This window comes from Chloroflexota bacterium (assembly GCA_014360805.1).
Taxonomy (GTDB): Bacteria; Chloroflexota; Anaerolineae; order DTLA01; family DTLA01; genus DTLA01.
In genome coordinates, this window is sequence record JACIWU010000019.1 from 16,036 (window position 1) to 28,877 (window position 12,842).

Below are 12,842 nucleotides of genomic sequence, written 5' to 3' on the forward strand. Positions count from 1 at the left end.
AACACACGGTGAAGCGAATCCGCTCTGTCCGCAATTGTACACGCGCCACGCAATCGGGTATAATGGGCCGTGAACTTTCGCACCATCACCCCATTTGCGCAAGGAGGACTCTCAATGGAGATGGAAGTCAAGCAACTCAAGCGGGCCAGCCTGGTGAAGGTCTCCGGCCGCGTGGACAGCAGCAACGCCCCCGACCTGGAAAAGGTCCTCAAAGACCTCATGGAGCAGGGGCAGTTTCGCATCGCGGTGGACATGTCGGGCCTGAACTTCATCAGCAGCGCGGGCCTGCGTGTCCTCATCTCCACGGCCAAGACGTGCCGCCGCTGGAATCGCGGGGATGTGTACCTGGCGGCGCTTCCCCAGCACATCATGGAGACCTTTGAGTTGGCGGGCCTTACCCGCGTGTTCAAGATATTCCCGGATGCGGTAGAGGCCGTCGGGAACCTGTAGCGGCAGGGCGCACCGCGAGCGAGCGGTGGCGCGTGCGGGCCGCGGGTATGGAAACCCGCGCCACGGGTCGCCTGTCGTGGAAACCAAGCGGATGGAAGAAACCTCTTTGTACGAACTGACGGTACCCGCGCGGTTTGAGAACCTGGCCCTCATCGGCGATTTCATCGCCGGCATCGCGCGCAAGGCTGGGTTTGACGAGAAAGGTGTGTTCAACCTGCAACTGGCCTGCGATGAGGCGTGTACCAACGTCATAGAGCACGCCTACGCCGGCGGCCCCGGGCAGATTCGCATCGCCGTAACCGTGTACCCCGACCGAATCCAAATCCAGGTCCACGACACAGGCCGCCCCTTTGACCCCCGCGCGGTGCACACGCCCGACCTGGAGGCCCCGCTGGAGCGCCGCGAAACCGGCGGCCTGGGCCTCCACTTCATGCGCTCCATCATGGACGAGGTGCGATTTGAGTTTGACCAGGACGGCAACCGCCTGACGATGGTGAAGAGGAAAACGCGGTGAATGTGCGCCGCTCCGACTGGGCCGAGGATGTGTGGGTGGTGGAGGCGCGCGGGCGACTGGATGCCGGCCTCGCGCCTGAGTTGGAGGCGCGACTGAACGCACTCCTGGCTGCGGGGCACCCTCACATCATCGTGGACTTCGGGCGGGTGAGTTACATCAGCAGCAGCGGCCTGAAAGTGCTCCTGGTGGCCCTGCGCGCCGCGCGAAAACAGGGCGGTGATGTCCGGCTGTGTGCCATGAAAGACCGCGTCAGGGAAGTGTTCGTGCTATCCGGCTTCCACAAGATCTTCGCGATTCACGCGTCCGAGCAAGAAGCGGCAGCCGCGTTCCTGGGCGGCGAGGTGGGCTAGGGTGAAGGCAGGACTCCCATTCGGGCGCGTGGCTTTCCAACTGACGGTCGCCGCCGGCGGGCTGGCCGCGCTGGCCTATGCCGCCGCGACGATGGCATGGCGTCCCCAGGTTGTCCCCCTGCTCCTCTTCGTCGCCCTATCGGCTATCCTGCAGCGGTCGGGGTTCCACACCACCCAGAAGGTAACCCATTGCCTGGTGGGCATGGTGGACGTGGCGGCGGTTCTCATCTTCGGCCCGCTGGGCGGCGCGGTGGTCTCGTTCCTGGGCGGGTTCGTGTACCTATGGCTCCACGCGCTGCGGGGCAAGGCGCGCAACTGGGAGACGCTCCTGCTCACCCCGCTGTTTGACGGCAGCCTGAAGGCGATGATGGCGCTGGGGGGCGGCGCACTCTATCTCCATCTGGGCGGCGACATCCCCCTGCTACGCCCGTCGTGGCACGACGTGCCAGCCCTTGCGGCGCTTTTCGTCGCGTGGTTCGCCGTGGATCACCTGGCCTGGGGCGCGGTGATGACCCTATCCGGCGGCAGGGCGGGCCTGCGTACCTTCGTCCGCGACTCGCTCCCCGTCTCCGTGCTGGTGGAACTCCTGCCGCTGCCCATGGCCGTGCCCATCGCGGTTTTGTACGCGCGCGGCGAGATGGGCCTGTTTGCGGTCGTAACGGCGGGGGTCGTGGCCGCCAGCATCACCTTGCAGGCGTTCTCCGACGCCCGCCTGACCCGCGAGCGGCGGCTCCGCGAACTCACGCTCCTGGACCGCATCGGCTGGGATTTCGCCCGCGCGTCCCTGAACGTGGACGAACTGTGCGAACTCATCTACCGCTACTGCTCCGAACTCGTGGATACGTCGCACACGTTCATGCTGGGAATCGCCGACCCGCAGAACCAACGCATTCGGCACGCGATCATGGTGGAAAACGGCCAGCGGTTGAGTCCCAACGAAATCCCTTACACGCCCGGCATCCGCTACCTCCAGGAGCACCGCCAGCCTCTCCTCATCCGCGACATGGAGCGCGAGGCCCTGCCCTTCACGCCGACGGTCATCGGCCAGGCGACCCGCTCCGTCATCCTGGTGCCCCTGGTGGCCGACCACGACCTCATTGGCGTCCTGTCGGTGCAACACGCCGACCCCAACGTGTACACCGAGGACGACCTGCGCATCCTGTCGGCGCTGGCGGCCCAGGGCGCGCTCGCCATCCGCAAGGCCCAGTCCTACGAGGCCGAACAGCGCCGCTCCCGACAGTTGGCCGCCATCGCGCGCGTTACGCAACAAGTGGCGGTGCTGCGCGACCTGACTACGCTCTTCAACCTGGTGGTGGACGTCATCCGCGAGACGTTCGGGTACTACTACGTGGCCCTGTTCACCGTTGACCCGCGCACGGGCAAACTGGACTTTCAGGCGGCCTCGTCCGAGTCGGGGCGCACCTGCTACTTTCAGGTGGAACTGGGCCAGGGCATCACGGGCTACGTGGCCGAGACGGGCCAGCCCGTTCTGGCTAACGACGTAACGCAGGAGCCGCGCTACAGGCCCGTGGATCACCTGGAGGAGACCCGCTCCGAGTTGACCGTTCCCCTGCTGCTGGAAGGGCGCATCCTCGGCGTGCTGGACGTGCAGAGCGATCGGCGCAACGCGTTCACCCAGGACGACCTGGCAACGATGCAGACGGTGGCGACCCAGGTGGCCGTCGCCATCCACGAGGCGCGGCTGTACGACCGCGAACGCAAGCGCGCGCGGCAACTGGCCGCCGTCAGCGAGGTGGGACGCAAGATCGTCTCCATCCTCAACCTGGACGCCATGCTGGACGAGGTGGTGAACCTGGTGTCCGAGCAGTTCAACTACCCGCACGTCCACGTCTTCACCGTGGACGGGGCGCAGCGCGAGGTGGTGTACCGAGCCGGAACCGCCCCCGCCGACTCCGTTTCGGCCCAGTTGCGCTTCGGCCTGGACGCCGAGGGCATCGTCCCCTGGGTGGCTCGCACCGGCGAGCCGCTGGTGGTGAACGACGTGCAGGCGGACCCCCGCTACCGTCCCGGCCCCAGCATCGGCGACGTCCGCTCCGAATTGGCCATGCCGCTGCGTTTCGGCAAGCAGATTCTGGGCGTGTTTGACCTCCAGAGTCAGGAGCCCAACGCCTTTGACGCCGAAGATCTACCTGTGCTCCAGGCGCTGGCCGACCAGATCGCCGTGGCGGTGCGCAACGCCACGCTCTTCGCCGCGCAGCAGGAAGAGGCGTGGGTCTCCACCGTCCTGCTGCAGGTGGCCGAGGCGGTGGGCCAGCAGACTTCCGTGGAGGGGGCCATCAGCGCGGTGGTGGACATCGTGCCGCTCCTGGTGGGCGTGAACCGTTGCACCATCTTCCTGCTGGACCGCGCCACCGGCGAGTTCTGCACCGACGAGGGGTACAGCACGGCGCGGGGAGCCGCCCCCAGGGTGGGCGCCCTGTGCCTTCGCCCCGCCGATGTGCCCCTGCTCGCCAGGATTGTCGCCAGCAAGTCCCCCGTGATCGTGCCAGACGAGGAAATCACGGCCTGGGTTCCCGCCGACCTGGTGCGCGCCTACGGAATCCGCCATCTGGCGGCCTTCCCGCTCGTGGCGCGCGGCGAGGTTCGCGGCTGCATGGCGGTGGAATTCGCCGACGCCGCCTGGCCCCCCGCCAGCAAGGCGCTGGCCATCGTGTCGGGCGTGGCCAATCAGACGGCCACCGCGATTGAAAGCGCCCAACTCTACGACGCCCTCCAGGAAGAGGCCTATGTCTCCAACGCCCTGCTCCAGGTAGCCGAGTCCATCAACGCCGCCGTGGACCTGGACGAGGCGCTCGGAGCCGTCGTGCGCATCACGCCCATCCTGGTTGGCGTGGACCGCTGCATGATTCTCCTGTGGGACGAGCGTCGGCAGCAATTCCTGCCCGCGAAGCAGTACGGCGTGGACCGCAAACTGGAGGCCGACTTCGCGGGACTGGCCTTCCGCGCCGACGAATTCCCCCTGCTCGGCGAACTGGCGCACCGCAAGGAGCCGCTCATTGTCGCGAATGTAGCCGAAAGCGACCTGGTCCCGAAGGACCTGGCCGAGAAGTTCGGCATCCGCTCGCTCCTAGCGCTGCCCCTCCAGACCAAAGGCGACATCCTGGGGGCCATGCTGGTGGACTTCCAGGGGCTGGAGCACCGCTTCCCCGAGAACCGCATGGCCCTGCTCACGGGCATCGCCAGTCAGACCGCGATGGCGGTGGAGAACTACCGCCTGTCCCAGGAGATGGCCGAGCGCCAGCGCCTGGAGCAGGAACTGGAAGTGGCGCGGAGCATCCAGAAGAGTTTTCTCCCCAGTTCGTGCCCGTTCCTGCCTGGCTGGGAAGTGGCGGCCCTGTGGCGGTCGGCGCGGCGCGTGGGAGGCGACTTCTACGACATCATCCTGTTTGACGAGCGCCGCGTGGGGTTTGTGGTCGCCGACGTCTCGGACAAAGGCGTGCCCGCGGCGCTGTACATGGCGCTGTCCAAGACCATCATCCGCGCCTCGGCGCTGGAACGTCGCAGCCCCGCCGAGGCTCTGCGCAGGGCCAACGACCTCCTCGTGGCCGACTCGTCCTCGGGCATGTTCGTAACGGTGTTCTACGGCGTGCTGGACGTGCGCGAGGGCGTCTTCACTTACGCCAACGCCGGCCACAACCCGCCGCTCCTCGCCCGCGTCGGCGGCCAGACGCCCGAATACCTGTCGGCCGACGGCATGATTCTGGGCGTCATGGAGGATGTGGCTCTGGAGGAAAAGCAGACGCGCATGAACGCGGGCGACGTGCTGCTTATGTACACCGACGGCCTCACCGACGCCATCAACGAGCGCGAAGAGGAGTTCGGCACCGAGCGCCTGGCGCGCTGCCTGGTGGACGCGATGAGCCAGACCGCCGAAGCCCTGATTCAGCACATTGACCGCGAGGTTGCCGCTCACGTCAACGGCCAACCCCAGTTTGACGACTATACGCTGCTGGCCGTGAAGCGGGCCGCCCCAGAAGAGCCGATGCCCGCAACTTCGCGCCCGCAGCCCTAGCAAAGGAGACGCGCATGGACAATTTGCACCAGACGATTGCGGCCATCCTGGACGAACTGGAGACCAAGAACGCCGTTCGGGACGCGACCCTGGCCCGCTCCCGCACGCTGATTCGGCACTGCGCCAACTCCATCCGCGCGGTGCACCGGGGGGAGTTTGCCGCAGCCGAAGCCCTGCTACAGGCGGCCCGCGATGTCGCCGCCGAGATGGTGCGCGACCTGGCGGCCTATCCCGACATCTACTTTGCTGGCTATACCCAGGATGCCCTGAAGGAACTGGCCGAGGCCCACATTACCTACGCCATCATCGCCAACAAGCCTGTTCCCACGCCCAAGGAGTTGGCGGTGGAGCCAGCGGCCTACCTCAACGGCATCGGCGAGGCCGCAGGCGAGCTGCGCCGCTTCGTGCTGGACTGCATCCGCCGCGGCCAGGTGGCCGAAGGGGAGCGCGCCCTGGAAGCCATAGACATCATCTACAGCCACCTGGCGATGGTGGACTATCCCGACGCGATCACAGGGGGGCTGCGCCGCACCACCGACATGGTGCGCGGCGTCCTGGAGCGCACGCGCGGCGACTTCACCACCGCCGTGCGCCAGGACCAACTGCAAGAGGCCCTACGAGACCTGGAGCGCAAACTGGGCCGATGAATCACCCGCACGCCATCGGCCGCTAGGGCAGCCAGGCCATCTGCCCGCTTATCCAGTCAGGGCTGGACATGCTCAAGTCCATGATCTTGCGCTGCTCGCTTCCGTCGGCCAGCATCACGTACAGGCTCCAGACGCCGTCGCGGTTGGAGACGAAGGCGATCTGCCGCCCGTCGGGCGACCAGGTCGGCATCCCATCGTCGGCGGCGTTGACGGTGCATCGGCGGACAAACCCGCCTTCTATCCTCACGGTGTAGATTTCCCAGTTGCCGTCGTGGCTGGACACATAGGCCACGTGGCTGCCGTCGGGCGACCAGGCCAGACCGACGTCGTTCTTGTCGGCAGTGAGGCGAATGCGCCCGCCGCGGCTCAAGTCTTCCACGAAGATGCCGCACTCGCGCTGGGCCTCGTCGCATCCGGTGAGGGCCAGGTGGTTCGTGCGCGACCAGGCGGCGGACCAGCCACTGGCCAGGGGCGCGGCCTCGCCGGACCCGTCCGCAGGCGCCGCCAAAATCATCGCCGTCGGCGAGCCGGCGTCGCGGATGAAGGCGACCTGGGTTCCGTCGGGCGACCAGAAGGGCCGCGAGTCCCGCGCCGAGGTGGAGATGGCCCATCGTTTGCCGCCGCGCACGTCCAGGACGAAGATGCCGGGCGCCGTCTTGTCGGTGGAATGGAACGCCAGGCGCTCGCCATCGGGGCTTGTCGCCGGCTGATTCGCGTTTCGGGCAAGGAGTTGGGCCTGCTCCGCTCCGGCGTCCAGCGCCATGATGTCGTAGGTCTTGCGGGCGTCATCGTAGCGGGCGAAGATGAGCCTCCCGAACGGAAACTCGGACAGGATGGGCGGTCCCGCCGCGCGGGTGGGTAAAGGCGTCAGCGCGGCTTCGGCCAGCCCGGCGCACCGCTGCGACGCGTCGTTGAGTCGCGCGCGGATGGTGGGGTTGTCGTCCATGCTCTTGGCGGCGGCATACGCTTCCTGCGCCTGGCACCACAACCCCCAGCCCATGTAGGCATCGCCGTGCCCCACATAGGCGTCGTACAGGCGTTGGCCCACGTCGCGGAAGGTGGGGTCAATGGTGTACAGTTGGCGGAACACCTCCACGGCCTTGCCCCAATCGGCGCCCGCTGCCCCTGCGCCCGTGCTGTACAGCGCCAGGAGTTCGCGCCTGCGGGCGATATCGGCCGCCGATGGCCGCGCGCGCAGGGCCTGATCGTAGGCGCGGATGGCCTCCTCCAGCCGATTCTCGGCCTCCAGCGCCTCGCCCTGGAGCCGATAGCAATCAAAGCGGTACTGCTGAATCTCCTGGGGGCGGTAGGTGGGATCTAGCGTGGCGATGTGCTCAAAAGCGGCGGCAGCACCGCTCCAATCGCGCTGGTTGTACAAGTCCACCGCCTGCGCGAACAGGCCATCCAGCGCGGCCTGGTACACCTCGGACGTGGGAACGCCAGCGGCGGCGCGGGTGCGCTGGGCCACCGCCAGTTGCGCGCGGGCTTCGGAATAGTCCGGGGCCAGCCTCAACGCCAGTTCAAACTCGGCGATGGCCAGGTCGGTCTCGCCCGCCTGCATGTGGGCCAGGCCGGCCTGGTAGTGAGCCTCGGCGTTGCGCCGCGCCAGGGTGGCCCGATCCTGCAACCCCTGGTACACCGCCAGCGCGGTAACCGCCGCCAGGAGCACCAGCAGACCCACAATCACCAACGCCACGCCCAGCCGCGGGTGAAATCGGCGCTTGGGTGCGTGCGTGCTTGGTGTCGGTTGTGTGTCCGTGGGCGCTTTGTCCATGTCCTCTGTCCGACAGTCTGGGATAGGTTGCGGCCGTTGGTCGGCGCGGGCCGCGTGTCTGCCCGCAGGCCCCGCGCCGTTACGGGCGCTGCGCTTCGGCCAACAGGATACCATCATCGGCCCACAACCGCAAATGGACGGGGCCTTCCGCAGGAGGCAGCCGCCGCGCCACGGGCCGCCCCGGGCCGAGCAGAACGCGCTCGGAAAGAAGGATTGTGCCCGCGGCATCCACCTGCAACGTGGCTGCCCGTGGCACAGGGCTGAACGCCCCCACTGCAATGCCGCCGCCCCCGCGCTCCACGCGGACGACGGCATCCGGCGTGGCGGCGGTGAATCCGCCCATGCCGGCCACCGGAATCCAGGTCTCGGTCCAGCCCAGGGACGCGCCGGGGTTCAACGCCACGTCATCGTCGGGCCAGAACGTTCGGTTCGCCCCCGCCCACAGTTCCACATACGCCGAGCCATCGTCGGCGAAGGTGGAAAGGCCCGGGAACTCGCTGCCGAAGGCGAACAGTTTGACCCCACCGACGCCCCCAAGCACGCGGGCCACCCCCACATCCGCGCGAGTGTCATAGGCCCCGACAAACGCAGGCAGCGGTTCGGCGGCGAAGACGCCCAGCCAGTTGCGCCAGTTGGCGTACAGGCTCAAGTCGCGCCCGCCGACCACGGGCCAGGGCATCGTTGCGCCCTCGCCGGGGAGCGATGGGTCGCCGGTGCTGTGGACAATCGCCTGCGCCGCCGGGAAGATGAGACGCAGGTCGGGACCGACCGTCGCGCTGCCGGGCGAAAGCATGGCGTTGGCCCAGAACTGCACGGGCAGGGTGCGGGTGCCGGCGTTGGTGAGCCGCGGCGACACGGTGAAGCGCCCCTCGCCGGCCGCCAGCGTTACGGCGACCTCGGCGTGGAGCGCGCCGCTCGCACGGCGCAGGACGACCTCCACGCCCGCGCCCTCCCGACGGACGGCAACCTCCCACGGCGCGCCCCATTCGTACCCGTGCTCGTTCACCGGAAACGCCCATTCCAGGCCGCCGGCTGCCAGCCACCAGTTCTCCTCGCGCGGCAGCGGCCCCCAATACGTGGGCTTGAGCACGCGGTTGTTGTAGAAAATCGCCTGATTCGTGGGCTTGTACACGCACTGATACAGCCGACCGCCCAATTCGGGCAGGAAGGTGAGCCGCAGGTAGGCGTTTTCTACGACCAGCGCCCGGTAGGTGTGCGGCGACGGCTCGGGCCGCGATGCCTCGTAGGCGCTGCGGTCCAGTCGCACCACCTGGCCGCCGTACACGGAATCCGGGGCGGCCACCAGGTGCGCGGCAAACGGATACGTGAGAACGGTCATGGACTGCTCGTACACCTGCACCTCCTGCGTCGCGCTGGGCGCGGGGCTGGGCGTGCGCGTGGGGATTGGAGTTGGCGAGGGCGGCGCGGCAGTGGGGGCCGACGTGGCGACCGCCGTCCCCGTCGGCGTGGGCGTGGGGTGTGGCGTTGCGGTCTCCGTCTGCGCGAGGCCGGGGGTGATGCTCGGCGTGGCGGCAGGCGGGGCGGGCGCGGCGCTCCTGCACCCCCCGCAAAGTAGCCCCATGCAGACCAGCCCGACAGCGAGAAGCCATGCCTTCATGGGAGCATTATACCCCGCGGCGGCCGGCCCGTCCACCCGTTTTGACAACCCAGGGCGGGCGCGCCTATAATCAGGCGCCGGGCGGAGCAACCGTTGGGCTCTTCCCGGCGTTACGATTATCAGGAAGGCGATGCCCGTGAACTCCACGATTCGGATCCTGCTCGCTCTTGTCATACTCGGCTTTGCGGTTGCCGCCAGCCTCGCGCTCCCCGACCGGGTGGCGCCTTCGTCCGCGGACGCCGAAGCGTCGTCCTGGTTGCATTACGATGTGGACTACTCGGCCGTGCCGGCGTGGGTGCGCATCCGAGATTTGACGCTCAAGGTGCGCGTGGGCCAAGCCGAGAGCGTGGAGGTGATCGCAGGCGGGCGCGTGCTCCCCTCGGACTACGACCCCGCGAGCGGATGGGTGGTCTTCACCACGAACGCGCCGCAGGTGGATATTCGCATCGTGGGCTTGGTTACCCCTGCCGAGCAGATCGGCGAAGTGCAGAAGGCGGCCTTGCGGGGCGACAAGCGCTGGGCCTATAGCCTCACCTTTGACGACGGGCGGCTGTCGGTGTGGCAGTATGGCAAGCCTCTGTTGGACCGCCTGGGATACCGCGCGGGCGTGGCCGTCATCGGCGAGTGGATGCTGCCGCCGGGCTTCTCGTTGGGCACATGCGGGGATAGCATCACCTGGCGCGGCAATCCCGACGGCGCGCACACCTGGGACTACATGGATGCCAACGAGGTGTCCGCGCTTCTGGCGTCCGGCTGGAGTCTGTACAATCACGGCTTCTTCCATTCTAGCCCCGAATCCATGCCCGGCTGCGTCGTGGAGAACATTGCCAAATGCACCGAGGCGCTGGAATATGCGCTGGGCGGGTACCGGACGCTGGTGTACACGGCGTACCAGAATAGCAACTACCTGCGCGACCTGGCGATCGCGAACTACGACATCCTGGGCCTGCCCATCATCCAGGCGGATGGCGGGGGCGCGACGGCAGTGGACAACATCCCGTGGAGCACCCTTCCCTATCGGCTGCAACGGTACGATGTGGGCAGGCCCCGGGAGTCGCGCCCCAACACCAGCGCCGCCATCTACTACATGGACGACGCACACCAGAAGGCCGTGAACAACCCTACGCTGCACTTCTGGTTGAGCCTTCACGGGCATGAGGTGGCGCCCAACGACGTGGCTGGGTCGTCGCTGGACTACCTGCATTTCACCTACGGCCCGGGCGGCGCGGATGAGGTATGGGTGGCTCCAGCGGACGAGGTCTTCCAGTACCTGGCCACCCGCGACCATGCGGTCGTAACCCGCGCGCCGGCCCGCGCGGTTACTGTGGTGTCGCGCCCGCCCGAGATTCGCCAGGTGGCCCTGCGGCAGGGATGGAACGGATACGCTGGCGCGGTGGACACGTACATTGACTCCGGCCAGCCAAAGAAGAACTTCAACAGCCCGGGCGACGCGGCCGTTCTGCGCGTTACATCCCCTGACAGGAAGGCCGCGCTTCTGGGGTTTGACGTGTCTTCGCTGCCGGCCGATGCCCGCATTCTCAGGGCTACGTTGGGCTTCTACGTGCTGAAGCACTCCAACGAGGGCGAGATTGACGTATCGGCCTACGTTCTGCGCAAGGCATGGAACCCCGACGAGGCGACGTGGGAGCGGGCCTCGGCGTCCACTCCGTGGGGCGCGAAAGGCGCCAACAGCACCGATGGCGACAGTCCGGACAGGGACGCCAACGCCACCGACGCGCGCCCGCTGCGCCGCTTCCTGTACATAGATCCGTACACGGGCCAGCAAACCCTGCTGGATGATGCCACCTGGTACTCGCTGGACATCACGCCGGCGGTGCGGGAATGGGTTGCCAACCCCGCCGCCAACTTCGGGGTGGTCCTCAAAGGCTCGGTCGGGTCCACGGAAGTGCAGATTGCGGCGTCGGAGTGGCGGGACGTGAACCTGCGTCCGTGCCTGGTGATCACGTATGCGGAACCCGAATCGCTGCCCGGGGCGCTGGCGTCGCCCACGCCCACGGCGACCGAGACTTCCACGCCGATGGTCTCGCCGACCGCGACGCCAATCCCCACGGGGACGGCCACGCCCACGGCCACCCCCACACCGACGGCCGGCCCGACGGCAACCCCGACCGCCACGCTGACCCCAACCGCGACGCCGCCAACCCCCGGCAGGCCCCGCCCCTGGCTCTACCTGCCCGTGGTCGCCGCGAATCATTCCTATCCTGCCCCTCGCTGAGGTACGCGGACGATGACATCGCTTGGCTATTTGGGGCTGGGCATCGCTGCGGGCATCTTGGGCAGCCTGCTTGGATTGGGAGGAGGCATCCTCATCGTGCCGGGCCTGACGCTCCTTTTTGGCCTGCCCATCAAGACAGCCGTCGCCACCAGCGTCGTGGCGGTGGTTACCAACTCCCTGGCGGGCAGCCTGGTGTACGTCCGCCGCGGGTTCACCCACATCAAACTGGCGATGATCCTGGAGACCACGACCACGATAGGGGCGCTCGGCAGCGGGCTGATCGCCATGTGGGTCAGCGGGCGCTGGCTCTACGGCCTTTTCGCGGCGATGGCCTTGTACATTGTGTACGCCATGCGGCGCCCCCCGTTGGGCGAGACAGCCGACAACCCCGACGGCGTTCTGCCGGCGGCGTTCACGGACCCCGCCACCGGGCGCGAAGTGCGCTACGGCGTCCAGCACCTGGGGATTGGCGCACTGGTGAGCACCGTGGCCGGCGTTTTGTCGTCGCTGCTGGGCGTCGGGGGCGGCATCATCAAGGTTCCCGTCATGTGCCAGGTGCTGGGCGTCCCCATCAAGGCGGCCACGGCCACCAGCACGTTCATGATCGGGATCACGACGGCGACAGCCGCGATGGTGTACTACGGCGGCGGGTTGGTCATCCCTTCGCTGGCCGTCCCCGTGGCGTTTGGGGCATTCCTGGGCGCGCAGGTCGGTTCGCGCCTGGGTTCTCGGATCCGAAGCAAGGCCCTGCGAAGTCTGTTCCAGTTGCTCTTGCTGGTGATCGCGGTTCAGATGGGGTGGAGGGCACTGGGACTATGAGATTCGCCACGCCGCTGCATCGCTTCGTGTACTACGTGCTGCTGGTGGGGCTGTCGGCAAGCGTCGTGCTGATCCTGGCCGGCAGCGTATGGTCACTGGCGGCCACCGGTGCGCTGCCCGAACGCACGCTGCCTGCAACGCAGGTGCTCCGTTCCGCGTTGGCAGGGGAGGCGCAGGGCCTGGTCTCGGCGGGCCTTCTGGGCATCCTGCTGACGCCGCTGGCGGCCGTGGCGACAACCGTCGTCGTGTCCGCGTCGCGTCGGGATAGGGTGGGCGTCCTGGCCGGGTTGGGCGTGGCGCTGGTGATGGTCGTGAGCCTGCTGCTGGGCGGGGCATAGGGAGGCAAGGGTTTACCCCCTCATCCCCTGGCCCCTTCTCCCCCGCAAGCGGGGCGAGAAGGG

At 67.7% G+C, this 12,842-nt stretch carries 10 protein-coding genes; 8 read left to right on the forward strand and 2 right to left on the reverse strand.

From position 1 onward, the window contains the following. Positions 1 to 114 precede the first annotated feature (114 nt). The 5 genes from H5T65_04995 (at position 115) to H5T65_05015 (ending at position 5,994) form a co-directional block, all read left to right on the forward strand. Complete coding sequence (locus H5T65_04995; GenBank protein MBC7258581.1) at positions 115 to 450, forward strand: STAS domain-containing protein; 336 nt, start codon at positions 115 to 117, stop codon at positions 448 to 450. Positions 451 to 541: 91 nt separating this feature from the next. Further along, entirely contained in the window at positions 542 to 964 is a 423-nt protein-coding gene (locus H5T65_05000; protein ID MBC7258582.1) for an ATP-binding protein, read from the forward strand. Beyond that, a complete protein-coding gene (locus tag H5T65_05005) occupies positions 961 to 1,314 on the forward strand; it encodes an STAS domain-containing protein (protein ID MBC7258583.1) in 354 nt (117 codons plus the stop codon). The genes H5T65_05000 and H5T65_05005 overlap by 4 nt, the downstream gene beginning before the upstream one ends. Before the next feature lies 1 nt (position 1,315). Further along, complete coding sequence (locus tag H5T65_05010) at positions 1,316 to 5,347, forward strand: GAF domain-containing protein (protein ID MBC7258584.1); 4,032 nt, start codon at positions 1,316 to 1,318, stop codon at positions 5,345 to 5,347. A 14-nt stretch (positions 5,348 to 5,361) separates the two neighbouring features. Next, the gene (locus tag H5T65_05015) at positions 5,362 to 5,994 is read left to right on the forward strand and encodes a haloacid dehalogenase (GenBank protein MBC7258585.1); all 633 of its coding nucleotides are present in this window, start codon (positions 5,362 to 5,364) and stop codon (positions 5,992 to 5,994) included. Between the two features lie 22 nt (positions 5,995 to 6,016). On the opposite strand, the gene H5T65_05020 is transcribed toward H5T65_05015, so the two are convergent. Both H5T65_05020 and H5T65_05025 read right to left on the reverse strand, forming a co-directional pair. Then, positions 6,017 to 7,768 carry a PD40 domain-containing protein gene (locus tag H5T65_05020; GenBank protein ID MBC7258586.1) on the reverse strand — a complete coding sequence of 584 codons (1,752 nt, stop codon included), beginning with the start codon at positions 7,766 to 7,768 and terminating at the stop codon, positions 6,017 to 6,019. Positions 7,769 to 7,847: 79 nt separating this feature from the next. Continuing rightward, complete coding sequence (locus tag H5T65_05025) at positions 7,848 to 9,386, reverse strand: DUF5107 domain-containing protein (GenBank protein MBC7258587.1); 1,539 nt, start codon at positions 9,384 to 9,386, stop codon at positions 7,848 to 7,850. A gap of 130 nt (positions 9,387 to 9,516) precedes the next feature. Between H5T65_05025 and H5T65_05030 the strand changes: the two genes are divergently transcribed. Genes H5T65_05030 through H5T65_05040 form a run of 3 tightly spaced genes read left to right on the forward strand, consistent with a single transcriptional unit; the run spans position 9,517 to position 12,779 of the window. Continuing rightward, positions 9,517 to 11,622 carry a DNRLRE domain-containing protein gene (locus H5T65_05030; protein MBC7258588.1) on the forward strand — a complete coding sequence of 702 codons (2,106 nt, stop codon included), beginning with the start codon at positions 9,517 to 9,519 and terminating at the stop codon, positions 11,620 to 11,622. 12 nt (positions 11,623 to 11,634) lie between these two features. Beyond that, positions 11,635 to 12,441: a sulfite exporter TauE/SafE family protein gene (locus H5T65_05035; protein MBC7258589.1), complete on the forward strand. Its 807-nt coding sequence runs from the start codon at positions 11,635 to 11,637 to the stop codon at positions 12,439 to 12,441. Then, positions 12,438 to 12,779, forward strand: a complete 342-nt coding sequence (locus H5T65_05040) for a DUF1634 domain-containing protein (protein ID MBC7258590.1) — start codon at positions 12,438 to 12,440, stop codon at positions 12,777 to 12,779. The genes H5T65_05035 and H5T65_05040 overlap by 4 nt, the downstream gene beginning before the upstream one ends. Positions 12,780 to 12,842 lie beyond the last annotated feature (63 nt).

Excerpts from the sequence above, each read along its gene's own strand:
- H5T65_04995 (MBC7258581.1), top strand. The coding sequence starts at position 115 with ATGGAGATGGAAGTCAAGCAACTCAAGCGGGCCAGCCTGGTGAAGGTC.
- H5T65_05000 (MBC7258582.1), top strand. The coding sequence starts at position 542 with ATGGAAGAAACCTCTTTGTACGAACTGACGGTACCCGCGCGGTTTGAG.
- H5T65_05015 (MBC7258585.1), top strand. The coding sequence starts at position 5,362 with ATGGACAATTTGCACCAGACGATTGCGGCCATCCTGGACGAACTGGAG.
- H5T65_05020 (MBC7258586.1), bottom strand. The coding sequence starts at position 7,768 with ATGGACAAAGCGCCCACGGACACACAACCGACACCAAGCACGCACGCA.
- H5T65_05025 (MBC7258587.1), bottom strand. The coding sequence starts at position 9,386 with ATGAAGGCATGGCTTCTCGCTGTCGGGCTGGTCTGCATGGGGCTACTT.
- H5T65_05030 (MBC7258588.1), top strand. The coding sequence starts at position 9,517 with ATGCCCGTGAACTCCACGATTCGGATCCTGCTCGCTCTTGTCATACTC.
- H5T65_05035 (MBC7258589.1), top strand. The coding sequence starts at position 11,635 with ATGACATCGCTTGGCTATTTGGGGCTGGGCATCGCTGCGGGCATCTTG.
- H5T65_05040 (MBC7258590.1), top strand. The coding sequence starts at position 12,438 with ATGAGATTCGCCACGCCGCTGCATCGCTTCGTGTACTACGTGCTGCTG.